The sequence below is a fragment of the Achromobacter sp. genome, assembly GCF_057314935.1.
In genome coordinates, this window is the sequence record NZ_DBHKZA010000056.1 from 14,941 (window position 1) to 37,436 (window position 22,496).

A 22,496-nucleotide genomic window follows, 5' to 3' on the forward strand; every position below is an offset into this window, starting at 1 on the left:
AAAGAAATGATATAACATTTCTTTCTTGAATCCAGGCTTGGGCGCCCCGGCCGGTTTCCATTCCCCCAAAACGGAAGACGCCGTGAAAGTACTTTCCTCCCTCAAAGACGCCAAGAACCGCCATCGCGACTGCCAGGTCGTCAAACGGCGCGGACGCATCTACGTCATCTGCAAATCCAATCCCCGCTTCAAGGCCCGCCAGGGCGGCGCGAAGCGCAAGTGAGCCCGTCGCGCACCCGCCCGCGACCGGACTTCAGGCCGATCCGGGCAATCCCGCCAGCAGTTTGTCCAAGGTAATCGGGTAGTCGCGCACCCGCACGCCCGTGGCGTGGTAGATCGCGTTGGCGATCGCCGCGCCCACGCCGCACAGGCCCAATTCCCCCACGCCCTTGGCTTTCATGGGTGAGGACATCGGGTCGGTCTCATCCAGGAAAATCACCTCCTGAATGGGGATGTCGGCATGCACGGGCACTTCGTAGCTGGCCAGATCGTGATTCACGAAGAAGCCCGCCCGCTGGTCGATGGCCAATTCTTCCATCAGCGCCGAGCCGATGCCCATCGTCATCGCGCCGATCACCTGGCTGCGGGCAGTCTTGGGATTGAGGATGCGGCCCGACGCGCAGACGGCCAACATGCGGCGGATGCGCGTTTCGCCGGTGGCGGCGTCCACCCCGACTTCGACGAAGTGCGCGCCGAAGGTGGACTGCTGGTATTTCTTGTCCAGGTCGCCGAATTCAAGCACGTCTTCGGCGACCAGTTCGCCGTCGGTAGCCGCTTGCCGCAGTAGCGCCGTCCGCCCGCCCGCTTCGGTCACCGAGCCATCCGCGAATACCGCCCCTTCAGCGGCGAATCCGAGCCGCGCCAGGATGGCGTCGCGCAGTTTCTGGCAGGCCGCATACACGCCGGCCGTCGAGCTGTTCGCCCCCCATTGCCCGCCCGATCCGGCCGACACGGGAAACGCCGAATCGCCCAGGCGCACGATGACTTTCGCCAGCGGCACGCCCAGCATCTCGGCCGCGGTCTGCGCGATGATGGTGTAGCTGCCCGTGCCGATGTCTGTCATGTCGGTTTCCACGATGACCTGGCCGGCCGCATCCAGGCGCACCCGCGCGGCCGAGTCCGTCACCAGGTTGTTGCGGAAGGCAGCCGCCACGCCCATGCCCACCAGCCATCGCCCGTCGCGGCGCGATCCCGGACGCGGGTGGCGTTCCTGCCAGCCGAATCGCTCAGCGCCCGTGCGCAGGCATTCGACGAGGCGCCGTTGCGAAAACCGCCTCTCCGGCGCTGAAGGATCCACCTGCGTGTCGTTGCGCACCCGGAATTCAACCGGGTCCAGGCCAAGCGCCTCGGCCATCTCGTCCATGGCGATTTCCAGCGCCATCAGTCCGGGCGCCTCGCCCGGGGCACGCATCGCATTGCCCTCCGGCAAATCCAGCTCGACCAGGTTCAACGCGGTCAGCCGGTTGGCGCCCGCGTACAGCAGGCGCGTCTGCTGCACCGCTTCTTCGGGCTTGCCGTCAGGCAGATCGCCCGACAAGCTTTCATGCGCGATCGCGGTGATCTTGCCGTCCGCGGTCGTTCCGATGCGGATACGTTGAATGGTGGCGGGTCGATGCGTCGTGTTGTTGGCGATCAACGGGCGCGCCAATGCCACCTTGACCGGACGCCGCGCGGCACGCGCACCCAACGCCGCCAGCAGCGCGTCGGCGCGCACGAACAGCTTGCCGCCGAAGCCGCCCCCGATGTAAGGGGAGATCAGCCGCAGCTTTTCCTTCGGCACGCCCAGCGTCCTGGCCAGATCGCCTCGTCCCCAGTCGATCATCTGATTCGAGGTCCACAGTGTCAGCGCATCGCCCTCCCAGACGGCGGTGGACGCATGCGGCTCCATCATCGCGTGCGTGTGGTCAGGCGTTCGGTAGGTGTGGTCGATTTTGACCGCCGCCGCCGCGTAGGCGCCATCGAAGTCGCCCACCACGTCCGGCTTGGCCAGTTTGCCGGCCTTCTCGGCGGCGTCTTTCTCCGCCGCCAGGTCGAACGCGCCCGGCGCGCGCTCGTACTTCACCCGGATCAGCCGGCTTGCCGCCCTCGCCTGCTCCAGGGTTTCCGCCACGACCAGCGCGATGGCTTGGTGATAGTGCTGGATGTCCGGGCCGCCCAACAGCGTAGCGGTGTTCATTTTTCCTTTGCCCAGCTTGCCTGCGTTTTGCGCGGTGACGACGGCCAGCACACCGGGCGCGCGCCGTGCCGCCTCGATGTCCATGGCACCGATCCGGCCCTTGGCGATGGCCGCGCCCAGCACGTAGCCGACGGCCGCGTCGCGCACCACGTCGTGGCGCTCGTACGCATAGGCCGCCTTGCCCGTCGCCTTCAGGGGGCCGTCCACGCGGTCCACGCCGTGGCCGACGACTTTCAGCTGGTCGATCGGATTCTGTGTGGCAGGGGTATCGAATTTCATCGCGTCAGGCCCTCGCTTGCGCCAGCACTGCACTCAGGGTTCGCGCCGCCAGCGTCAGCTTGAAGGCGTTGTCAGCCGTGGGCGTGGCCCCGGCCAGCAGGAGGTCGGCCACGGGCGCTGCCCCGCGGGGCAGTTCCGCCTCTGCGGCGGCAACGCGCCATGGCTGCGGCGCCACGCCGCCCAGCGCGATCCGGCCGCTGCCGTCAGGCTGCACCACGGCCCCCACGGACACCAGCGCGAAGGCAAAAGACGCGCGGTCCCGCACTTTCCGATAGAGGTGGACGCCGCCGATTGGCTTGGGCAGCGTGACCCAGGCAATGAGTTCTCCGGCCTCCAACGCGTTGTCGATGTGCGGCGTGTTTCCCGGCTGGCGGTAGAAATCGGCAATTGGAATCACGCGCTGGGTACCGTCCGGGCGCACAGTCTCGATCTGGGCGTCCAGCACGCGCATGGCCACCGCCATGTCGCTGGGATGCGTGGCGATGCAGGCCTCGCTGGCGCCGATCACGGCCAATTGGCGGGTGACGCCGCCGAGGGCGGAGCAGCCGCTGCCCGGCGCCCGCTTGTTGCAGGGCATGTTCGTATCGTAGAAGTACGGGCAACGCGTGCGCTGCAACAGGTTGCCGGCGGTCGTGGCGCGGTTGCGGATCTGTCCGGAAGCGCCTGCCAGAATGGCGCGCGCCAGCACGCCGTAGTCCCGCCGGATCCGCGTATCCGCGGCCAGGTCGGTGTTGCGCACCAGGCTGCCGATCCGCAGGCCCCCCTCCGGCGTCTCGGCAATCCGGTCCAGGTCCAATCCATTCACATCGATCAGGTGCGTGGGCGTTTCCACTTCCAGCTTCATCAAGTCAAGCAGGTTCGTCCCGCCGGCGATGAAGCGCGCGCCGCGCACCCGGGCGGCGCTGGCGGCCGCCTCGGCCGGCGTGCGGGCGCGCTCGTAGGTGAAGGGCCTCATGCTTTTTCCCCCGCTACCTCGACGATCGCGTCGAGGATGTTCGAATAGGCGCCGCATCGGCAGATATTGCCGCTCATGCGCTCGCGGATCTCTTCCACGCTGAGCAGCGGGCGTTCCGTCAGGCTGGCGCTGACGTGGCTGGGAATGCCTTGGGCCACCTCTTCCAGCATGGCGGACGCGGAGCAGATCTGCCCCGGCGTGCAGTAGCCGCACTGGTAGCCGTCATGCTTGATGAAGGCGGCCTGCAGCGCATGCAGCGCCGTGGGCGTTCCCAGGCCTTCGATGGTCGTTATCTCGGCGCCGTCATGCATCACGGCAAGCGTCAGACAGGAATTGACGCGCCGGCCGTTCAGCAGCACCGTACAGGCGCCGCATTGCCCGTGGTCACAGCCCTTCTTCGTGCCGGTCAGTTGTAGATTTTCCCGCAGGGCATCCAGCAACGTCGTGCGCATGTCCAGCGACAGTTCGCGCGCCGTGCCGTTCACGCGCAACGTCACGGTGGCTGCCATCGGCTGCATGTCGCCCTGGGCGGCCTGTTGCGCGCAAGCGACCGACGGGGCGGCCATCGCCGTCGCCGATACGGCGCCCGCCTTCAGCAGACTGCGCCGGGTGAGCTTGATTGAGAGCGAATTTTCCAAGGCAGCCCCTTCTTTAATCCGCCACGCGGGCCGTGCGGCGATCCGGCGGGACTGCCAGCAAGCCGCATTCCCGAAGGGGCCGCGCGCGCTTTCCCCGTACGCCCGACGCGCCGGGCGGATGAATTGTGTAGTTGTTTAAAGCGCACCCGCCTCGTTCTTCACACTCCTTAAAAGGATCCGGGAAAATTGCCGCCCGTCTCCCGATACATTGCCTGCCAGCGGTCGCCCGGCCGCAGCGTCAGCAAGGGACACCCCATGTCGGAGATCGTTGTGTACGTCAGAAGCCAGCCGCAACTGGGCGACCAGATCGTCGCCCTGCCGACGCTGTATCAGTTGAAGACATGGTGGTCTTCAACACGGGTCAAGGTGGTTGCGCGCGACGATGTGGGCAGTTTCTACCGGGCGCTGCCCTGGGTCGATGAGTTCGTGCGCGCATCGACATTCGGCGACTACCTGCGCAGCTTGAACAAAGAGACCCGGCTTTGCGTCAGCCTGCACCACAGCAGCGAACGCTTCGGCCTGATCAATCTGCTGCGGCGGCCGGCGGTCCGGCTAGGGTTCCGCAACGCACGGATCAGCGACCTGATCTGGACGCACTGCCACCGCAAGGACACGGCCGAATACATCGGCCAGGCCAATCTGCGCCTACTGGCCTCGTACCGTCCGTTGGACCCTGAACGCGCGGCACGCGAGTGCTTCCGAGCGCTGGCGCGCCCGCACCTGCGCACCGTCCCGATCGCCGATGTGGTGATGATTCCGGGCGGTGGCGCAGGCGCGTTCAAGCGGTGGAGCCTGGCGAACTACCTGCAGCTGGCCCACAGGCTGAAACGGCTGCTGGGCGACAGCACCCGCTTCCTGTTCGTGCTGGGCCGGCAAGAGGAGGCGGAACGGGATGCGCTGGAGGCGATGCAGCGGCCGGACTTCGCCATCGCCCATTGCCGGCCGGTTCCGGAGCTTAGCGCCATCATGTTGCGCGCCCGCCTGGTCGTGGCCAATGACTGCGGCCCCTCGCATATCGCGCAAGGTGCCTGTGTACCCTATGTGGGGATTTTCAACGAGCCGAATCCCGAATGGTTCTGGCATCGGCCGGGCTCGGCCGCGGTCGTTCCGCGCCGCCCCGGGGACGGTATCGACACCATTACGCCCGACGACGTGCTGGGCGCCTGCCGCACGGTACTGGAACATCATGCGCATACTGCATACGCTGGCTGAACAGGGTCTGGGCGGCCTGGAATTCCGCACCTTGGAACAGGCTAGCTGGCTGCAACGCCACGGTTACGAGGTGGCCATCGCCTCGCCCGCAGGCAGCGCCGTCCGCCGCGAGGCCCAAGCGCGTAGCCTGACGACGGTGGACATCGATTTCAGGCCGGCGTATTCGCCCTCGACCATCCTGGCGCTGCGGCGCGCCATCAAGGCGCTGCGGATCCAGGTCATCGACAGCCACAGCCGCGCCGATGGCAAAACCGCCGCGCTCTGCCGCGACCTGTGCGCGGTCGTCCGGACACGCCACTTCGCCAAATCCATGCGCACCTCGCCTCGCCGCCGGCTGGAATGGAAGATCGGTTGCGACCACGTCATCGCAACCAGCGACGTCGGTAAACAGGAACTGCTGGCGGCGCGGCTGGTCCCGGAAGCGCGGATCAGCGTCGTAGGCGAATGGGCCGGCGACGACTTTTTCCGACGCCCCGGCGAGCCCGACGCGCGCTTGCGCATCCGCCGCAGCCTGGAGATGACGGCCCCCGAAGACGCTTATGTGATTGCGACCGTCGGGATGCTGCGCCCGGAAAAAGGCCAGGCCGACCTGCTGCGCGTCGTGCAACGGCTTCGTGGCCAAGGGGTTCCCGCGGTGGCGTTGGTCGTGGGCATGCCCACTCCGAGCACCAGACCCTATGCGTACGAACTCTACCGCCTGGCGGTAGATCTGGGCATCGCGGAACATGTGGTGTTCGCCGGCCACCGCACGGATGTGCCCGACATGATTCACGCAGCCGACATAGTGCTGGTGCCGTCGGCGACGGAAGCCTGGTCGCGCATCGTGCCCGAATCATTCGCGGTAGGCCGGCCGGTCGTCGCCAGCGCTGTGGGCGGTCTGCCAGAAATTGTCAGCCCCGGCCGGACGGGTTGGCTGGCCGCGCCGGGCGACGTCGCGGGCTATGCCGATTGCGTCATGCAGATCCGAAGCCACCCACAGCAGGCGCAGGCCATCGTGGTCAACGCCGGGGCGTTCGCACAAGCGAATTTCCGTCTGGACGGGAAGATGTTCAGTACGCTGGAGGCGTATCGACGGGCGGCAGGCGGAGCCTAGCCCGGCCAGGAATCAACCACGTATCCCGGTGACGATCCGGATTTGCCCGACGCCCTTTTCCTGCACATTCATGCAACCGGACACCTGTGGCTGACGCCATTGCATAAAGACGTCTTTCCTCATCAGCACGATTATTTTTTCCTGGACCGGCGGCGTCACGCAGATTATCTCTTCCATTATTTTTTGCGATGGCCAGACCGCCAGTAAAGAAGCCACAGACACGACCACAGCCCAGTTCAGCATCCTGGATTCGCATTTCTACACGGAGCGCGAAGTGTAGAGAGAGTTGCGATTCGCCGTCGCTAGTAAACGCAAATAAAGCGGACAGAAAGTATCTAACGCGTTAACTATATTTCGATTTATTCTGCAATATAGTTTGCACGCGCGATTTTTTCAATGAAATCAAAGCCCTGCCGTCGCGCGCACGCTCGCCGATTAATCCCGAATTCCGTGCACGATGCGCAGGCAGGCATTCCAACTATTTGGCAAATGCGCGCCGCAAGCGTTCCAATTCCGCCGTATTCAGGCGTTTGGCTTCCTGCTCGGCATAGTTGCGTTCCCCTGCGTCATACGATCCTTCATAGATGCATCGGCTGCGAAGAAACTTGCAGTTGTCGCTGACCACCCGCTCCGAGGCGGCGCTTGAACCGGTGCTTGAAGGTGAACTGGATGATCCCGGAAGGATCGAGGAGCACCCGGAAACGAGTACGGCGAGCAAGAGCGCGACACTGCATCGGCTCAGCGTGTGAGTGGACATCTTCCTGGCCCTGGATAGCTGCTGTAGGCATCTTTATACCAAGCGCGGGGTTGCACAGGGGTAGCAAGAGGTAGCGGACGGCAGGACGCGCGAAGCGCTGTCCAATCATCCGGCGCGCAAGGCCTTGCGGCGCACACGCAAGCTGCCGCGCACCGTACGGTGGCGTTTGCCAGGCGCCCGTTCTTTGCGGCCCCGGCGCCGGTCCGACCGCGCGGCAAGCCGGGCGCGCGCCGTGCAGGCCGCCGCCAGCGCCAACAACTTGTCCTCGTCCAGCTGCTCCGCGTCGACGAGCCCTTCATCCGCCCCTTTCAGGGCGATCAATAATTCGTCCAGTTTCAGGTGCAGCGCCTGGCCGTCCTTGTTCTGACTCTGCTGGATCAAAAAAACCATGAGAAACGTGACGATGGTGGTGCCGGTGTTGATCACCAACTGCCAGGTTTCGGAATATCCGAAAGCAGGGCCGCAAGCCGCCCAGATCAACACGGCGATCAACGCGGAGCCGAAGGCGATGGGAGAACCCGCCCATTTGGTGACATGCGCGGCGAAATGGTCGAAAAACCGTGAGACGGCATTCATCTTCTGGCCCTGCTTTTCTTCCGGCATGCCCGTCCCCTTGAACGAATGCCGGACACTGAGCAAGTTTCGTACCCCAAGCCCTCCGGTCATACTAGGCCGCCTAGCACCCCCACACTATTGCGGGGAAGGAATGCGCGGCGCGATACTGACTGCCCATTCATCCACTTTTGGAGGTGCGGCAATGCACGATGACATCCGAAAGCTGGGCGCCCAAGCCGCTCGTGATGGTTTGACCTTGTGGGATTGTCCCTACTATCAAGCAGCGGTCATGCCTGGGCATACCGGCGAATCGATCGTGGAATGGCGCGAAAAGGTCGAGGCCTGGGAAGCCGGCTGGATGGCCGAAACGACATCCTGGAAACCGCCCGACGAGGTCGTGCGATACGTGCCACGCGCAACTGAACGGCGCCGCCATTAAGCCGGGTCAGGCAGTATCCGGGCGCGGGCACCGCCGGCGTGGCATGCCTCTTGCTGACGCGGGGATCCATTGAAAACCGGGGATTTCCATGAAAGCCGATGCGATTGCCGACTCCGACACCTCTGGCCGCGCCCCTCATTCGCTGGCCCGGCAACTCCGGGACATTGATGCGCGGCGTCCCGACTTCCCGGGCGAACACCTGATCGTGTTCGGCCTGGGCGCATGGTTGTTGATGGCCGGCATGCGCCGAGGCACCCTTTTCACACGCATCGCCATGACCACGGTCGGCAGTGCCCTGATCGGCAGGGCGGCAAGCGGCACGGGTGGAATCGCGCGCCTGGCCCGCGTGCTCAACAAGCTCCATTGAAGGACGCCAAACGCCGCGTCCCGCAGGGCGTGGGCGGCCTGAGCCGCTGCATTGGCCGCCTCCGCGCAACGTGCGTGCCCGAAGGGTCGGCACGGCGTTTGCTGTGCGTTCCATCGTGGCGGACACGACATCCGGCACGACGTGCCCCTTCGCGGCAACCCAAGGAGCAAGAAATGAATGCCTTACCCGTGAGCGATGCGCCCCACCGGCCGGACAAAGACGGCGTCCCCCCCGCCCAACACCCGGCGGAGATTCCGCCTTCCAAGCCCAAGCAGGATGCCCCCGGAGAGCGCGAAGACGGCAAAGAAGCGCCCTGGCCCCCCGACAGCATCCCGAATCCCATGCCGGGCGTCGATCCCCAGCAAACCCCGGGGATCGACCGGCTGGGCGCTTATGGCCCGTCGGCGTGGTGGCGATGAGTCACCGATCACCGGTCCATCCGCCGCCGAGAGATCAAGATGTCGGCGTCGCCCGAAACCAGCCATGGACGTGACATGGGATCTTCTTCAATGGCCGGCAATGGCCACCTCGCTTGCGGCCGCCTGGCTCGTGGCGTCCCGCGGGCAAGGTAAACGCAATGCCGGATTTTGGGTTTTCCTGCTGAGCAACGTGCTGTGGATCGCTTGGGGCCTGCACGACGGGGCCATTGCCCTGATCGCGTTGCAATTGGGATTGGCGGCAATGAACATCCGCGGAGTAATGAAGAACAAGTCCGGTGGATGATCGGCACCGCCCCGGCATACGGACGCGCACGATTGGCGTGCCATCGCGCAATCGTGCCTCGTCGTGCGAACGGATAGAACTTACGTGTTTCCGGTTTGGAACGCTAAGCCGATTGCAGTTCGCGCGTCCCCGCTCTGAACTGCGCGAAGGTGGGGCCGCCGGGATGCATGCGCAAGGTGTCGCGCAGGTTGGTCCAGGGCAGATCCAGAGGATTCATCGGCATCGGTCCCGGGGCCGCGCAGATCAGGATGTCTGCCGCGATCGGCGTGAAATCCGCCCGGAAATGCGTTGTGCTCTTGAGCACCAGGATGTTCTGCTGGGTGGGTTCGATGCCCACGTAGCGGAACATGGCCTGATCAGCCATCTGCGCTTTATAGGACGCCACCACCACGCGCACCTCGCCAATACGCAAGCACGCGCTTGGGCCCAGCTCCATGCGAAAACCGGAGTAAAAGGGGCCGGTTGCGACGAACTTCCCATCGGACAGCCGCTCCACCACGAAATCTGCCTCGAAAGGCGCATCCCCTGGAACCCGGGAATGGCCGCCGAGCGCGAGACGCACGGTCGCCCCCTCCCCCGCCTGGTGGGCCAGCAGGGCCGCCTGAGGATCCACCATCAAGCCCAGTGCGCTGCCCGGCACGTTGTAGCGCACGAGCGCGCGCAGAATGGCCGTGGTGTCGGAGTCTCCGCCTGCGCCGGGATTATCCTGCGCGTCGGCAATGACGACCGGCTTGTCGGCGCAGGCAGCCAGCTCCGCCGCACGCAACACGGCCTCTTCCGGTGAATACAGCTTGCCCGCAAACGCGGCTTCGGCCGCCTCGACTTCCGCGGTCAGCGCATCTGCCGCGGCGTCCGCTGCCGACTGCGTATCGGCATAGGCCCACACGAGCGCGCCACAATCCGGAAAGTCAGCGGCGGGAAAGCCCATGCAGAAGGACATGCTGGAAATTCCCGGCGCCGCTTCCAGCGTTTCCAGACGCTCGTAGAGTCCTTTGGCCGGCATGGCCATCGTGCTCTGCCAGCAGGTGGGCAACAAATACGAAATGCGGCGGGCGGCCACACGCGGACGCGGCATGCCGTCGAGCCGCTTCTGCATGAAGGCAAAGGCGCGGGCGCCCGTGTCAGCCATGTCAACGTGTGGATACGTGCGATAGGCGATCAGTGCGTCCGCCTCTTCCAACATGCGCTCGGTCACGTTGGCGTGCAGGTCCAGGCTGGCGACCAGCGGTACATCGGGCCCGATCAGTTCGCGCACGCGGCGCAGCACTTCCCCTTCCCCATCGTCGTAATGCTCGGCGACCATTGCCCCATGCAGGTCGAGATAGACCCCGTCCGCAGGCAGCGCCGCGGCGATGTCCGTAAGCAAGATCGCCGTAATGCGCTCGAAGGCATCGCGCGTCACGTGCGCCGAAGGGCTGGCGGCACACCACAACGTGGGGATCAAGGTGTGCTTGTGTCCACGCGCCGCATCCGCAAAGCCCGCTGCGGGAATATTGGCGCCCTGGATCGCCGGGAAGACAGCCTCGCCGCGCGCCATGCCAGGCCAGCCCCCGCCCAGCTTGAAGGCGTCCCAATCTGCCTTGCTTGGTGCAAACGTATTCGTTTCGTGCTGAAAGCCGCCAACAATGATGCGCATCTTGCGCTCCTCTGAAAATGGAAAAACGGTTAGACCATCGACATCCCAGGACGAGGGACCCGGCCTCGATCCGACGGGCCCTGCGCATTGAATTCTCGGCCAGCGCTTCATGCCGCGCGCAAGGCGCGGAAATTGCGGAAATCCCAATCCCGCCCCGGTGCTGCCTCGATCAATTCGCGCGTGTATGCCTGCTGGGGATCCGTCAACACGCGGGCGGCAGGGCCGGACTCGACCACACATCCCTTCTGCATGACGACAATGCTGTCGCAGATCTGGGCCGCCACGCGCAGATCGTGCGTGATGAACAAGATCGCCACGCCCGTACGGGCCCGGATCTCCTCCAGCAGCTTGAGAACCTGATCCTGCACCGACACGTCCAGGGCGGAGACCGCCTCGTCGGCCACCAGCAGATCCGGCTCCATCACGACGGCGCGCGCAATGCACAGACGTTGACGCTGACCGCCCGAGAACTGGTGGGGATAGCGCTGCATGACGTCGCGCCCCAGGCCCACCAGTTCCAGTGCCTGGGCAGCCTTCTGGCGGGCTTCGGCGGCAGCGACGCCAAAGTTGACCAAGCCCTCGATCAGTGAATCGCCCACCTGGCGCCGCGGATTCAACGAGCGATACGGATCCTGGAAAATCATCTGCACGCGGGTCCGCCGCAATCGCATCTGCGCACTCGATACCTGCACGATGTCCTCGTCCTTGAGGAAAATGGCGCCCGCGCTTGGCTCGATCAACCTGACGACGCAGCGTGCGACGGTGGACTTGCCCGATCCCGATTCCCCCACCACCCCGGCAATTTCACCGCGCCGCACCGTCAAGCCCACGTCTTTGGCTGCCGCGACCACGCGCGCCGCGCCAAAGAACGGCTTTTCCTTGTAGGTCTTGTCCAGTCCGATGATCTCCAGCACTTTCTCTCCGCTGGGCAAGGGCCGTTGCTGCGGTACAAGGCTGGGCACCGAAGACACCAGCATGCGCGTATACGCTTGCGACGGCCGGGCAAGGATCTGGTCGCGCGTGCCGGTCTCCACCACGCTGCCGCGATTCATGACCACGATGCGATCGGCAATCTCGGCCACCACGCCGAAATCGTGCGTGATGAACACCACGGCGGTGCGCTGCCGCTCCTGAAGCTCCCGGATCAACGCCAGGATCTGCTTTTGCGTGGTCACGTCCAAGGCGGTGGTCGGCTCATCCGCGATCAACACTTGCGGCTTCAGGATCAAGGCCATCGCAATCACAATGCGCTGGCGCTGCCCGCCAGACAATTGATGCGGGTAGGCGTTGTAGACCCGCTCGACGTCGGGCAAATGCACCGACTCCAGCATGGCCAATACCTGTTTGCGTCGCTCGGACGCCCCCAGGCGACTGTGCAGCCGCAACACCTCATCAATTTGCCGGCCCACCTTTTGCACCGGATTCAATGCCGTCATGGGCTCCTGGAACACCATGGCGATGCGGGAAGCGCGCAGCGCGCGCAGGCGGTCGGGCGTCGCCCGCAGCACATCGTCATCGCCGAGCAGGATGCTGCCGGCCGTCGCGGTCAGCACGCCCTTGGGCAGCAGTCCCATGGCGGCCAGCGAGGTCACGGATTTTCCCGAACCGGATTCGCCCACCACGCACAGGGTTTCGCCAGGATAGACCTCGAACGATATGTTCTCGATCACCGGACGACGGGCGGCGCCATGGCCGGCTTGCACGGTGAGTGCCGAGATCTTCAGCGCAGGCGCCTGGCCTGCCTCACGATTAGGGGATGTCGTTTTCATAACGTCGTGAATCCTGGGTAAGCCTTCAGAAGCGGCGCGAGAATCGCGGATCGAGCGCGTCGCGAAGCGCATCGCCAAGAATGTTCACGCTCAGCACCGTCAACGACAACAAGAGCCCGGGATACAGGATCAGGCCAGGCAGCATCTGGAAGTACACGCGCCCCTCGGCCATGACATTGCCCCAGGACGGCGTTTCCGGCGGGATCCCCGCCCCAAGAAAGCTCAGTACCGATTCCGTCAGAATCGCCGCGGCGAAGATATAGGTGCCTTGCACGATGAGCGGCGCATAGGTATTGGGCAGCATGTGCCGCAGCACCAGAACCGGCACACGGGTACCCAGCGACACCGCCGCTTCAACATAGGGTTCATTGCGGACGGACAGGATCACGCTGCGCACCATGCGCGCAACCCGTGGAATCTCCGGAATGGAAATCGCCACCAGCACCGTGAACAGGCTGGCCCCGGACAAGGACACCAGCGCAATCGCCAGCAAGATGCCGGGAATGGCCATCACGCCATCCAGAAAGCGCATGATGACGGTGTCGGCCGACTTGAAATATCCGGCCAGGATCCCCAGGACCAAGCCAGCCAGCAAGCTGGCCACGACCGCGCCCAGCCCCACCGCCAGCGACACGCGTGCGCCAAAAAGCGTGCGCGAGTAGACATCGCGGCCATAGGCGTCGGTGCCCAGCCAGTGCTCGGCGGACATCGGTTTCAGCCGTATGGCCGGATCCATCAGCGTGGGATCCACGGTCCCTAACCACGGGGCAAAAATGGTACCGACCAGCAGCAAGCTCAATAAGGCGATCGCCAGCATGGCCGGCCACGCCGACATGGTGGTTTTGAGTTGCCCCAGGATCGAAGACGTGGCGGCGGCCTCGACGGCAGGCGCGCCAGGCGCCGGCAAAGATGAAGTCGTAGCAGACATGGCGTGCGGACCTTCAATAACGAATGCGCGGATCAAGAACGGTGTACGAAAGATCGATCACCAAATTGATTCCGACATAGACCAATGAGAAAAGCAGGATCATGGCTTGGATGACGGGATAATCCCGAGCCAGGACCGCGTCCACGACCAATCGCCCCAGGCCCGGAATGTTGAACACCGATTCCGTCACCACCACGCCGCCGATAAGCATCGCAATACTCACCCCGATGATCGTCACGATGGGAACGGCGGCATTGCCCAGCGCGTGGCGCAGCAACACGCCGCTTTCGCGCAGCCCCTTGGCGCGTGCCGTGCGGACGAAGTCTTCCTGCATGACTTCAATGACACTGCTGCGCACGATGCGCGCGATCAGGGCGACATACACCGTGCTCAAGGCGAGCGTCGGCAGGACCAATCGCTGCGCGAACTGCCACCCGCCCTCGGACATCGGCTGATAACCCTGCACGGGAAACCAGCCAAGCTGCATCGAAAAAACCAGGATCAGCACGTAGCCGATGATGAAGACCGGCACGGAAAACCCGACGACCGAGCCTGCCATGATGGCGCGATCCAGCAATTTTCCCTGCCGCCACGCCGCCACGATGCCGAGTGGAATCGCGACCAGCACCGTGAAGACGATGGTCGACAGGGACAGTGCGATGGACGGCCCGATGCGGTCGGCGATGAGGCTGGACACCGGCGCATCGGAAATCAACGAGGTGCCCAGATCTCCTCGCGCCAGTTGGCCCACCCAAATCGAAAACTGATCGGGGATGGACTTGTCCAGCCCCATGTTCTTGCGTATTTCGTCTATCTGCGCCGAGGTGGCCCCGTCGCCGGCAATGATTGCGGCGGGATCCCCGGGCGTCAGGCGCAACATGGCAAAAACGATGATGGCGACCACCACCAATACCGGAATGACGGAAAACAGGCGCTTCAAAAGAAATCCAGGCATGGCCGACTCACTTACCGGTTTTCTGGAGGTCCCAGAACACGGGAACCGGCGCGACCACCACACCTGTTATCTGCTTGCCCGTGGCGGACAGGTTTGAAAACTGGCCCAGGGGCACGATGACGCCTTCGTCGATCACCAGTTCCTGGATCTCGTCGGCCAGCCGCTTGAGCACGGCCGGATCATTCGTGCGCGCAAACTGCGCCCGGCGCTTTTCGATCTCCGGCACGTCCGGCCAGCCGAACCAGGCATCCTTGCCGTTCGCCGCCACGCCCATGAAGGCAAGCGGGTCCCGGATATCCGGAATCACCGTATAGGTGCCGAAGATATTCCATCCCCCCTTGGCCGCCGGCTCGTGAGACGCGCGACGATTGAGGACCGTCTGCCAGTCCATGGACTGCAGATCCACCTTGAAGCCGGCCTTGCGCAGCGATTGTGCAACCACCTGCAGGATGGGCGCCGAACCCGGATTGTCCGAAGGCATCAATATCACCACCGGCGTGCCGTCGTACTTGGCCTCTTTCAGTAACGCCGCGGCCTTCACCGGGTCGCCCTTCACCAGTTTCTCGGCGCCGATGTTGCTTTCGTAAGGGCCGCCGCAGCCGAACACGGCGGCGCAGGTCTGGAAGTATTTGGGATTGCCGATCTGCGCCTGCAGCACCTCTTTCTGATCAACCGCCAGTACCGCGGCTTGCCGAATCAGCTTGTTGTCGAACGGCGGTTGCTCGAAATTGAAGCGGATCTCGGATTGGCCGCCTTGCGCGGTCAGGACATGCAGATTGATGTCTTTATTGCCTTCCAGCATCGGCAACAGATCGAAGGGCGCCTTTTCCAGGAAATCGATTTCCTTGTTGATCAGCGCATTCACCGCCGTCATCTGGTCCGGCATGGTCACCCATTTGACCTTGTCCACCTTGACGACCTTGCCCCCCGCCATGCCGCTTGCAGGCTCCTTGCGCGGAACATAGTCCGTGTTCTTCGCGTAGACAACCTGCACGCCAGGCTTGTATTCCTCGGCCACAAAGCGGAAGGGGCCCGAGCCGATGGTCTCCTTGATCGCTTGCGACGGCGGCGTATTGGCGACGCGCTCGGGCATCATGAAGGCGGGGATGGCGCTGGGCTTGGCCAAGGCGCGCACCGCCAGGTCCGTGGCCTCGGAAAAGCGCATGACGAAAGTCCTGTCATCGACCGCCTCCATGCCGGACATCATCGAGGCCATCATCTGGCCCATCTTGTCCTGCGACGCCCAACGCTTGATCGACGCGATACAGTCGGCCGACGTCACCGGCTTGCCGTCATGCCACTTCAGGCCTTCCCGCAGGATGAAGGTATAGGTCTTGCCATCATCGGAGGCTTTCCAGGACTCCAGCATTTGAGGCTGGATCTTGTTGTCCCCGTCCAGGGAGAAAAGCGTGTCGTACACCATGTAGCCGTGGTTGCGGACGATATAGCCGGTGGTGATCACCGGGTCCAATGAACGCAAAGCGGCATGCATCACTGCCGTCACCGTCTGCGCCTGAACGGGCGCTAATACGGCAGCGCCGATTACCGCGCTGGCGGTCAGCGCCAGGCGTACCGCCCGCAATGCCATCGATTGCTTTCGTGCCATGTTTTTTTCCCCTTGGTCTAAAAGAATGAAAGCTGCTTAGAAGTAAGTGCGAATGGCCCCCACCACGTCGTACCGCTCGTCCACCATCAGAATGGCCTCCCACTTGTCGAACGTCAGGCAGGGGTGCGAAATGCCGAAACACACCATGTCGCCCACGCGCAAGGGCGAATCGACGGGAACGCGCAGGTGGCAGTGCTGATCATCCAGGCCTGTCGCCACGTGGCCTGGCGACAAGGCAGAAGGCGCCGCGCCGGCGGTCGGTACGGCCTCCGTGGCCGGCCTGAACCACCCCACCACGGGGGGCATGTGGTCGGGCGAAATGTCGCGCTTTCCGAGATTGACAATGACCTTTCCCGACTCCGGCCGGGACTGCACATAGCCCCAGACTTCCAGGGCCGGCCGCAAGCCATGGCCCAGGCTGGCGACATCCGGACTGCGATCCTGCAAACGCGCGAACGCTTCTTTGTAGAGATGTGAATCGTGCGTCAGGTAGCAGCCGCTGCGAGTTAACACCCTGTGCTCGCGCGACAAGCGCAGCGGGGAAAAGTGCCGTGTCACCAGGTCGTAGAAAGACGATCCGCCGGCGCTCAGCAGAATCGGGCCGTCGGCAAATACCTGCTCGGCCTCACAGGCCTCTACGGTCGCAATCATGCGAGCGAGAAAGGCGGCGATCTGCGTTTCCACATCCTGGTCGGGCAAGGGCTTGATCAAGCCCTCGAATCCTTCCACCCCACGCAGGGCCAGATAGGGGGACGCTTGTTTCAACGCGGCGATCACCGCTTGCACGCACGCATCGTCTCGGCATCCGGTACGGCCGCCGGCATATCCCACTTCAAGCAGCACCTGCAAAGGCCTGCCGATATTGGCCGCTCTGGCGGCCTGCGCCAGGGCGTTCACGTGCGCCGCGTCGTCCACCAGACAATAGAAATCGAAGCCCGGATCGTCGCGCAACGCCTGCAGGATGTAGGCGACAGACTGCTTGCCGACCAGCTGGTTCGCCAGCACAATCCGCTTCGCGCCGAACTGGCGTGCGACCTGAACCTGATGGCAGGTCGCCAACGTGATGCCCCAGGCGCCATCGCGGCGTTGCAGATCAAACAGTTGGGGGCTCATCGTGGTCTTGCCGTGGGGCGCGAAAATCGATCCGCGCTCTTCCAGGAACCGGCGCATCCAGTCGCTGTTGTGATGCAAGGCGTCTTGCCGGATCACGGCCAGCGGCAGCGGCAGATCCTCGCGCAACACGTTCCATCCCTGCGTGGCGATGTCCTCAAGGGGCACCGACCCGATCAGGCCCGGCATTCCTTTCACGCAGGCATCAAGCGGCGCATGCGCGCGAGTGGCCACGATATGTTCAGAGGCAAAATGGTTCATCGTCGTGTCCGCCTCAAGCCGCGATCTTGTTCAAGGCCGGACCCACGCCCTTGCGCTCGACAATCAAGCCGTAGTGCTGCGGTTCGCGATGGCGCGCGAAATCAAAGAATGTCTCGCGATACACCTTGCTCATGTCCAGATCGCAGCGCGCGGTCACGAGCTCGTCTTCAAGCGTTGTCGCCATCGCCACGATTTCGCCGGAAGGCGCGATGATGGCGCTCTGCCCGATCATCAGCGACCCTTCTTCGCGGCCGCACTTGGCCGTGCCCACGACCCACGTGCTGTTTTGATACGCCCCCGCCTGCATGGCCAGGTGGTTGTGGAAATTGGACAAGCCATCCACCGCGCCGTCACCGGTATGGTCGTTGGGCGTGTTGTAGCCCAGCACGACAAGCTCGGCGCCCTGCAGGGCCATCACCCGATAGGTTTCGGGCCAGCGCCGGTCATTGCACAAGCACATGCCCACCACCCCGCCAAAGGCGTCCCATACGGGAAAGCCCAGATTGCCCGGTTCAAAATAGCGCTTCTCCAGATGTTGGGAGTCGCGGCCGGGCTGTGGCTCCACATGCCCGGGCAAATGGATTTTGCGGTACTTGCCGATGATTTCACCGTCTGCGCCAACCAGAATGGACGTGTTGTAGTGGTGCGTCTTGCCGCCTTCGACGGCCAGCTCCGCATACCCGATGTAGAAGCCGATTCCCAAGGCGCGCGCCGCATCGAACAAGGGCTGCGTCTGCGCATTCGGCATCTCGGCCTCGTACCAGGCGTCCAGCTCGGGGCCTTTTTCAATCAGCCAGCGGGGAAAGAAGGTGGTCAGGGCCAACTCGGGGAAAACCACGAGTTCGCAGCCGCGGGCACTGGCTTGCCGAAGCAATGCGATCAACCGCTTGACCACCGCGTCCCTGCCCTCTCCCTTGGCAATCGGGCCAAGCTGCGCCGCGCCGATCGTGATATGCCGTGCCATCGTTGTCTCCGTGAAGGCGACCTGCATGTGGTCGCTGATGGCTGCATAGTCACCTTGATCAGAAGGCGATACAAACGACTTATACTGGCCCAGCCCATTAGCCGCACTAATCCCCGGCCGGACACTCGCCGGGATCGGGCCAAGCACGATTTGCTGCACCGCGATGGCGTTTTTTTCGCACCGTCTCATGCCAATCCCGCACCACGCCGGGGAACGGCCACCCAACTAACGAAGCAGATGATGAAGACGCGTTTCTCACCCTCTCTATTGACTTGGTTGCGCTGCTTCGAGGCCGTTGCGCGCTGCGGCAGCTTTACGCGGGCGGCGCAGGAACTTCACATTACCCAGGGCGCCGTGAGCCAACAGATCAAGCAGCTTGAAGGTTGGCTTGAAGTCCCCGTGCTCCAGCGGCTACCCCGGGAAGTCCTGCTCACCGCGGAAGGCGAACGATTGCATTGCGTGGTCAGCGATGCCTTTCGCTGCATGGATACGGTCATCGGTGAAATCCGCCAGGAACGCATTGCCGCGCCCATGGAAATGATTTGCGCGCCCTCGTTTGCCATGCGTTGGCTGATGCCTCGCATGGGGGACTTTTTTCGATGCCATCCAGATATACCCCTACGCGTGCAGGCCGAAGTGCAGCCCCTGGACGATAAGCACCCTCCCGGCAAGCACATCGACGCCATCATTTGCTTCACGCCCGCGCAGACGGCTCCCGCCAAGGGCGTGGCAATGCTTGATGAATGGATCTTCCCCGTCGCCAGTCCGGAATTCCTGGCAGCGCACCCCGAAATCCTGACCCCTCACGACCTGCGGCCGAATTTCCTGCTGCATGACGACTCCGCATGGGCGGGCGCCCCCGCCCTGATCGAATGGCGCACGTGGCTGGAACACGCCGGCGTGGATCTGCCGGACTTGCACCTGGGCCAACGCTTTAATCTGTCGCAATTGGCGGTGGGCTCGGCCATGACCGGGCAAGGCATCGCGATGGGACGCGCGGCGATCGTTTTCGAAGATGTGCTGGCAGGCCGGTTGATCGATGTCTTCGGCATCTTCGCGCCCTCACCCGCGTCATACTTCTTCGCGACCGCGCACCAGTCGTCCGAACCGATCGCCGCCCTGCAGGGTTGGATGCTTGCCGAAGCCGATGAATTCCGCCATCAACGCGATCAACATTTCGCGCAGCATGGCGCGTCCACCCGCCAGCTCCCGTCGATGCAGTTACAGATGCTGAACCACCGCAGCTGAGGCGGTGCGCCGCTGGGGATGCGGTAGGGATATGGGGATGGCCAAGCCGTTGATTTACCGAAGAAACGTGGCGCGGCAGGAGGGGCTCGAACCCCCGACCCCGGGCTTAGAAGGCCCGTGCTCTATCCAGCTGAGCTACTGCCGCGCAGTCTTTTGACGCCCCGGAATAGGTCCGGGCGCCGCATTTTACCTTGTTGCGGAAAAAGGTGGGCGGGGCGGATACCGCCCTACTCTTCTTCGATATCCGCGTGCGTCGACACCCAGAGGACGATCGCGTCGTCCTTGCTCAGGCTGATCACCCGGTGCCCCATGCGGCTGTCTATATAGAAGCTTTCGCCCGCCTTCAGCCGGGCTGGTTCGTAGAACTCGGTATACAGCTGCACCTCGCCTTCCAGCACGTAGACGAACTCCTCGCCGCGGTGGCGGCTCCAGTCCTGGAATTCGTCGAACGAGCGCGCCTTGACCCGGGTGTGGAACGGCATCATGCGCTTGTGCGACAACGCGGTGCACAGCAGCCGGTGATCGTAATACGGCGTTTCGTACTGGCGCCCTTCGCCCTGGCGGCTAAGGCTGCGGCGGCCGGTGCCCATGTGGGCGTCGGACGCCGTGAAGAGTTCGGCCACGTCCAGGTCCAGGCCGGCGGCGATCTTGATCAGGTTGTCATAGGTGGGCGACAGCAGGCTGTTCTCGATTTTGGACAGCGTGGACGCGGCGACGCCAGTGGCCGCCGCTGCCTGCTTCAGTGTCCAAGCGCGCGCTTGGCGCAGGGCTCGCAGCCGTGGTGCCAATGCGCTCTGTTTGTTGCCTTGCATCCTGTGTACCCTGTCATGCCCGCGTTGTGCGCTCCCGCCACCAGTCGCGCGCCTGGTAAGACCAATAAGTCAGTTGAACCGCTGCCGTGCCCAGGCCGCCCCCGTTCCAAGCCAGCCCGAAAGGCTGGAACAGCTTGTAGCGCTGGGTGTCGCCCGTGATCCCTTCGGCCACCACGCGGCCGCCAATCGAGGTGGTGTTCATGCCGTGGCCGCCGAACGCCGTGCAATACCACACGTCCGGCGCCAACAGGCCGATCTGCGGCATCAGGTGCCGGGCGTAGGCCATGCGCCCCGACCATGCGGTCTCGACGCGCAGCCCCTGCAATTGGGGGTAGACGGACAGCAATTCGCGGCGCAGGGACTCGGCCAGATCGGGCGGGTCGTCGACACGGGTGGTGATTCTACTGCCCCAGCCGATACGCCCGCCATCCAGGACCCGGTAATAGTTGCCGGCGCGCCGGTCGTCGCCGATGGCCGCGGTACTGCGGATGGCTTCCTGTACGCGGTCGCCCAGGGGTTCGGTCAGCATGATGTAGGTGGCGATGGGCAACATCGCCCGGCGCAGCGCCGGCACCACGTCGCCCGTATAGCCGCCGGTGGCCAGCACGACGGCGCGGGCGTCGACCTGCCCGCGCTCGGTCTGCAGGTGTTTGACCGCGCCGTTCAGGGCGGCGCCGATGACCGGGGAGTCCTCATGGATGCGTACGCCCAGGCGGGCGCATTCGCGGGCCAGCGCCCGCGCGTAGTTCAGCGGATGGAAATGGAACGAGGCGGGATCTTCGACGCCCTGGTGGTAGACATCCGACACCAGCCGCTCGCGCACCTGGCTGCGCGTCAGGAAGCGCACGTCGCGGCCGAAGTCGCGGCGCTGGGCGTCGCACCACTGGTTCAGCGCGTCGGTCGCTTCATAGCGCACCACGCGCAGGCGTCCGTCAACCTTGTGCGCGTCGGCGATGGCCAGGCTGCGGATATTGTCGCGGATGATTTCCACGCCTTCCATGGACAGCCGGTACAGCTGCCGGTAGTGGTCTTCGCTGACGTGCTTCTTGATGGCGTCGGCGCCGGCCGAGAACGCCGGCGAGACCGATCCACCGTTGCGGCCCGACGCGCCCCATGCGATGCGCTTGCCTTCCAGCAAGGTGACGTTGCGCCCGCGGCGCGCCAATTCCAGCGCGGTGGACAGCCCGGCCAGGCCGCCGCCGACCACGCAGACGTCAGTGCTGCACGCGCCCGCCAGTGGCGGATAGTAGGTCGCGCTGTCCGACAGCGTGCGCTTGTAATAGGTGTCGATGTACTCGGAGGCCATGCCGATCGGGTCCATGTCAGTGCAGGCTTGCGCCCTGCAAACCGCCCGTGAGGCGCTTTTCCAGCCAGTTGGCCAGGCGCAGCAAAGGGTAGCAATAGATGAAATAGATGGCGGCGATCATGCCGTAGATGAACAGCGATTTGGCCGGGAACGTGATGATGAACACCTCGCCCTGCCGGGTCAGTTCCGTGATGCCGACCACCGACAGGATGGCGGTGCTTTTGATCAGCATGACATAGACGCCGCTCATGGGCTGCACGATCAGGCGCATGGCCTGCGGCAGGATGACCAGGCGCAGGATCTGCAAGGGCCGCAGGCCCAGGGTCATGGCGCCTTCGGTCTGGCCGCGCGGCACGGACTGGATGGCGCCCATGACGATTTCCGCCACATAGCAGGACGTATAAACGGACAGCGACACAAAGGCCGCGGTGCCGGAATCCCAATGCAGCAGTTCGATGCCGGAACTGGGCAGAACGAAATAGAAGATGTAGAGCTGCACCAGGAACGGCGTGCCGCGCAGGATATGGATGTACAGGCCAAGCAGCTGGTGGATGCCGCGGATGCGGTAGCTGCGAATCACGCCGATCACGAAACCCAGCAATGAGCCCGCGATAATGGCCACGAACGAGATCTTCAGCGTCTCCCAGAAGCCCTTCAACAGGAAGGGCAGCACGACGCCGGCGGTGGAAAGATAGGAATCCAGCATG

24 protein-coding genes and 1 tRNA gene are annotated in these 22,496 nt (G+C 64.1%); 9 read left to right on the forward strand and 16 right to left on the reverse strand.

Features of this window, described 5'->3' with window-relative positions:
- Positions 1-82 precede the first annotated feature (82 nt).
- Positions 83-223: a type B 50S ribosomal protein L36 gene (gene ykgO, locus ACO6D5_RS19935; protein WP_175173845.1), complete on the forward strand. Its 141-nt coding sequence runs from the start codon at positions 83-85 to the stop codon at positions 221-223.
- A 30-nt stretch (positions 224-253) separates the two neighbouring features.
- On the opposite strand, the gene paoC is transcribed toward ykgO, so the two are convergent.
- The 3 genes from paoC to paoA are packed head-to-tail and all read right to left on the reverse strand — an operon-like array spanning position 254 to position 4,048.
- Positions 254-2,455: an aldehyde oxidoreductase molybdenum-binding subunit PaoC gene (gene paoC, locus ACO6D5_RS19940; protein ID WP_485826320.1), complete on the reverse strand. Its 2,202-nt coding sequence runs from the start codon at positions 2,453-2,455 to the stop codon at positions 254-256.
- Between the two features lie 4 nt (positions 2,456-2,459).
- Positions 2,460-3,410: an FAD binding domain-containing protein gene (locus ACO6D5_RS19945; protein WP_485826321.1), complete on the reverse strand. Its 951-nt coding sequence runs from the start codon at positions 3,408-3,410 to the stop codon at positions 2,460-2,462.
- On the reverse strand, positions 3,407-4,048 hold the full coding sequence (gene paoA, locus ACO6D5_RS19950) for an aldehyde dehydrogenase iron-sulfur subunit PaoA (protein ID WP_485826322.1): 642 nt from the start codon (positions 4,046-4,048) through the stop codon (positions 3,407-3,409). Before paoA ends, ACO6D5_RS19945 begins: the two co-directional genes overlap by 4 nt.
- Before the next feature lie 255 nt (positions 4,049-4,303).
- On the opposite strand from paoA, the gene ACO6D5_RS19955 reads away from it, so the two are divergent.
- Positions 4,304-5,260: a glycosyltransferase family 9 protein gene (locus tag ACO6D5_RS19955; RefSeq protein ID WP_485826323.1), complete on the forward strand. Its 957-nt coding sequence runs from the start codon at positions 4,304-4,306 to the stop codon at positions 5,258-5,260.
- Positions 5,235-6,353, forward strand: coding sequence for a glycosyltransferase family 4 protein (locus tag ACO6D5_RS19960; protein WP_485826324.1), 1,119 nt, complete (start codon positions 5,235-5,237; stop codon positions 6,351-6,353). Before ACO6D5_RS19955 ends, ACO6D5_RS19960 begins: the two co-directional genes overlap by 26 nt.
- 12 nt (positions 6,354-6,365) lie before the next feature.
- On the opposite strand, the gene ACO6D5_RS19965 is transcribed toward ACO6D5_RS19960, so the two are convergent.
- A complete protein-coding gene (locus ACO6D5_RS19965) occupies positions 6,366-6,596 on the reverse strand; it encodes a hypothetical protein (RefSeq protein WP_315526755.1) in 231 nt (76 codons plus the stop codon).
- A 368-nt stretch (positions 6,597-6,964) separates the two neighbouring features.
- Between ACO6D5_RS19965 and ACO6D5_RS19970 the strand changes: the two genes are divergently transcribed.
- A complete protein-coding gene (locus ACO6D5_RS19970; protein WP_485826325.1) occupies positions 6,965-7,102 on the forward strand; it encodes a hypothetical protein in 138 nt (45 codons plus the stop codon).
- A 113-nt stretch (positions 7,103-7,215) separates the two neighbouring features.
- On the opposite strand, the gene ACO6D5_RS19975 is transcribed toward ACO6D5_RS19970, so the two are convergent.
- Positions 7,216-7,713, reverse strand: a complete 498-nt coding sequence (locus ACO6D5_RS19975; protein ID WP_315526757.1) for a low affinity iron permease family protein — start codon at positions 7,711-7,713, stop codon at positions 7,216-7,218.
- A 154-nt stretch (positions 7,714-7,867) separates the two neighbouring features.
- On the opposite strand from ACO6D5_RS19975, the gene ACO6D5_RS19980 reads away from it, so the two are divergent.
- The 4 genes from ACO6D5_RS19980 to ACO6D5_RS19995 all read left to right on the forward strand — a co-directional run bounded on the left by ACO6D5_RS19980 (position 7,868) and on the right by ACO6D5_RS19995 (position 9,194).
- Positions 7,868-8,104, forward strand: coding sequence for a CrpP-related protein (locus ACO6D5_RS19980; RefSeq protein ID WP_315526758.1), 237 nt, complete (start codon positions 7,868-7,870; stop codon positions 8,102-8,104).
- A gap of 88 nt (positions 8,105-8,192) precedes the next feature.
- Positions 8,193-8,471 carry a hypothetical protein gene (locus ACO6D5_RS19985; protein WP_485826326.1) on the forward strand — a complete coding sequence of 93 codons (279 nt, stop codon included), beginning with the start codon at positions 8,193-8,195 and terminating at the stop codon, positions 8,469-8,471.
- Positions 8,472-8,644: 173 nt separating this feature from the next.
- The gene (locus ACO6D5_RS19990) at positions 8,645-8,890 is read left to right on the forward strand and encodes a hypothetical protein (protein ID WP_315526760.1); all 246 of its coding nucleotides are present in this window, start codon (positions 8,645-8,647) and stop codon (positions 8,888-8,890) included.
- 64 nt (positions 8,891-8,954) lie between these two features.
- Positions 8,955-9,194, forward strand: coding sequence for a hypothetical protein (locus tag ACO6D5_RS19995; protein WP_485826327.1), 240 nt, complete (start codon positions 8,955-8,957; stop codon positions 9,192-9,194).
- Between the two features lie 103 nt (positions 9,195-9,297).
- Here ACO6D5_RS19995 and ACO6D5_RS20000 read toward each other — a convergent pair whose 3' ends face one another.
- From ACO6D5_RS20000 to ACO6D5_RS20030, 7 genes are all read right to left on the reverse strand, one after another.
- On the reverse strand, positions 9,298-10,830 hold the full coding sequence (locus tag ACO6D5_RS20000) for a M81 family metallopeptidase (RefSeq protein WP_485826328.1): 1,533 nt from the start codon (positions 10,828-10,830) through the stop codon (positions 9,298-9,300).
- Positions 10,831-10,937: 107 nt separating this feature from the next.
- Positions 10,938-12,599, reverse strand: a complete 1,662-nt coding sequence (locus tag ACO6D5_RS20005) for a dipeptide ABC transporter ATP-binding protein (protein ID WP_485826329.1) — start codon at positions 12,597-12,599, stop codon at positions 10,938-10,940.
- Between the two features lie 25 nt (positions 12,600-12,624).
- Positions 12,625-13,527 (reverse strand): ABC transporter permease, encoded by a 903-nt coding sequence (locus ACO6D5_RS20010; protein WP_485826330.1) that lies wholly within the window; start codon positions 13,525-13,527, stop codon positions 12,625-12,627.
- A gap of 13 nt (positions 13,528-13,540) precedes the next feature.
- Positions 13,541-14,482: an ABC transporter permease subunit gene (locus ACO6D5_RS20015; RefSeq protein WP_315526929.1), complete on the reverse strand. Its 942-nt coding sequence runs from the start codon at positions 14,480-14,482 to the stop codon at positions 13,541-13,543.
- A gap of 7 nt (positions 14,483-14,489) precedes the next feature.
- The gene (locus ACO6D5_RS20020; protein WP_315526766.1) at positions 14,490-16,088 is read right to left on the reverse strand and encodes an ABC transporter substrate-binding protein; all 1,599 of its coding nucleotides are present in this window, start codon (positions 16,086-16,088) and stop codon (positions 14,490-14,492) included.
- A gap of 36 nt (positions 16,089-16,124) precedes the next feature.
- Positions 16,125-17,459, reverse strand: a complete 1,335-nt coding sequence (locus tag ACO6D5_RS20025) for an alanine racemase (RefSeq protein WP_315526767.1) — start codon at positions 17,457-17,459, stop codon at positions 16,125-16,127.
- Positions 17,460-17,472: 13 nt separating this feature from the next.
- Complete coding sequence (locus ACO6D5_RS20030) at positions 17,473-18,423, reverse strand: N-carbamoyl-D-amino-acid hydrolase (protein WP_485826335.1); 951 nt, start codon at positions 18,421-18,423, stop codon at positions 17,473-17,475.
- Between the two features lie 150 nt (positions 18,424-18,573).
- Between ACO6D5_RS20030 and ACO6D5_RS20035 the strand changes: the two genes are divergently transcribed.
- The gene (locus tag ACO6D5_RS20035) at positions 18,574-19,671 is read left to right on the forward strand and encodes a LysR family transcriptional regulator (protein WP_485826331.1); all 1,098 of its coding nucleotides are present in this window, start codon (positions 18,574-18,576) and stop codon (positions 19,669-19,671) included.
- A gap of 68 nt (positions 19,672-19,739) precedes the next feature.
- Here the strand turns inward: ACO6D5_RS20035 and ACO6D5_RS20040 are convergent.
- The 4 genes from ACO6D5_RS20040 to ACO6D5_RS20055 form a co-directional block, all read right to left on the reverse strand.
- Positions 19,740-19,816 (reverse strand) — tRNA-Arg (locus ACO6D5_RS20040).
- A gap of 82 nt (positions 19,817-19,898) precedes the next feature.
- On the reverse strand, positions 19,899-20,483 hold the full coding sequence (locus ACO6D5_RS20045) for a cupin domain-containing protein (protein WP_315526770.1): 585 nt from the start codon (positions 20,481-20,483) through the stop codon (positions 19,899-19,901).
- Between the two features lie 13 nt (positions 20,484-20,496).
- A complete protein-coding gene (locus ACO6D5_RS20050; protein ID WP_315526930.1) occupies positions 20,497-21,789 on the reverse strand; it encodes an FAD-dependent oxidoreductase in 1,293 nt (430 codons plus the stop codon).
- 16 nt (positions 21,790-21,805) lie between these two features.
- Positions 21,806-22,495 carry an amino acid ABC transporter permease gene (locus tag ACO6D5_RS20055; protein ID WP_006221998.1) on the reverse strand — a complete coding sequence of 230 codons (690 nt, stop codon included), beginning with the start codon at positions 22,493-22,495 and terminating at the stop codon, positions 21,806-21,808.
- Position 22,496 lies beyond the last annotated feature (1 nt).

Excerpts from the sequence above, each read along its gene's own strand:
- paoC (WP_485826320.1), bottom strand. The coding sequence starts at position 2,455 with ATGAAATTCGATACCCCTGCCACACAGAATCCGATCGACCAGCTGAAA.
- ACO6D5_RS19945 (WP_485826321.1), bottom strand. The coding sequence starts at position 3,410 with ATGAGGCCCTTCACCTACGAGCGCGCCCGCACGCCGGCCGAGGCGGCC.
- ACO6D5_RS19955 (WP_485826323.1), top strand. The coding sequence starts at position 4,304 with ATGTCGGAGATCGTTGTGTACGTCAGAAGCCAGCCGCAACTGGGCGAC.
- ACO6D5_RS19960 (WP_485826324.1), top strand. The coding sequence starts at position 5,235 with ATGCGCATACTGCATACGCTGGCTGAACAGGGTCTGGGCGGCCTGGAA.
- ACO6D5_RS19965 (WP_315526755.1), bottom strand. The coding sequence starts at position 6,596 with ATGCTGAACTGGGCTGTGGTCGTGTCTGTGGCTTCTTTACTGGCGGTC.
- ACO6D5_RS19975 (WP_315526757.1), bottom strand. The coding sequence starts at position 7,713 with ATGCCGGAAGAAAAGCAGGGCCAGAAGATGAATGCCGTCTCACGGTTT.
- ACO6D5_RS19980 (WP_315526758.1), top strand. The coding sequence starts at position 7,868 with ATGCACGATGACATCCGAAAGCTGGGCGCCCAAGCCGCTCGTGATGGT.
- ACO6D5_RS19985 (WP_485826326.1), top strand. The coding sequence starts at position 8,193 with ATGAAAGCCGATGCGATTGCCGACTCCGACACCTCTGGCCGCGCCCCT.
- ACO6D5_RS19990 (WP_315526760.1), top strand. The coding sequence starts at position 8,645 with ATGAATGCCTTACCCGTGAGCGATGCGCCCCACCGGCCGGACAAAGAC.
- ACO6D5_RS19995 (WP_485826327.1), top strand. The coding sequence starts at position 8,955 with ATGGACGTGACATGGGATCTTCTTCAATGGCCGGCAATGGCCACCTCG.
- ACO6D5_RS20000 (WP_485826328.1), bottom strand. The coding sequence starts at position 10,830 with ATGCGCATCATTGTTGGCGGCTTTCAGCACGAAACGAATACGTTTGCA.
- ACO6D5_RS20005 (WP_485826329.1), bottom strand. The coding sequence starts at position 12,599 with ATGAAAACGACATCCCCTAATCGTGAGGCAGGCCAGGCGCCTGCGCTG.
- ACO6D5_RS20010 (WP_485826330.1), bottom strand. The coding sequence starts at position 13,527 with ATGTCTGCTACGACTTCATCTTTGCCGGCGCCTGGCGCGCCTGCCGTC.
- ACO6D5_RS20015 (WP_315526929.1), bottom strand. The coding sequence starts at position 14,482 with ATGCCTGGATTTCTTTTGAAGCGCCTGTTTTCCGTCATTCCGGTATTG.
- ACO6D5_RS20020 (WP_315526766.1), bottom strand. The coding sequence starts at position 16,088 with ATGGCACGAAAGCAATCGATGGCATTGCGGGCGGTACGCCTGGCGCTG.
- ACO6D5_RS20025 (WP_315526767.1), bottom strand. The coding sequence starts at position 17,459 with ATGAACCATTTTGCCTCTGAACATATCGTGGCCACTCGCGCGCATGCG.
- ACO6D5_RS20030 (WP_485826335.1), bottom strand. The coding sequence starts at position 18,423 with ATGGCACGGCATATCACGATCGGCGCGGCGCAGCTTGGCCCGATTGCC.
- ACO6D5_RS20045 (WP_315526770.1), bottom strand. The coding sequence starts at position 20,483 with ATGCAAGGCAACAAACAGAGCGCATTGGCACCACGGCTGCGAGCCCTG.
- ACO6D5_RS20050 (WP_315526930.1), bottom strand. The coding sequence starts at position 21,789 with ATGGCCTCCGAGTACATCGACACCTATTACAAGCGCACGCTGTCGGAC.
- ACO6D5_RS20055 (WP_006221998.1), bottom strand. The coding sequence starts at position 22,495 with ATGCTGGATTCCTATCTTTCCACCGCCGGCGTCGTGCTGCCCTTCCTG.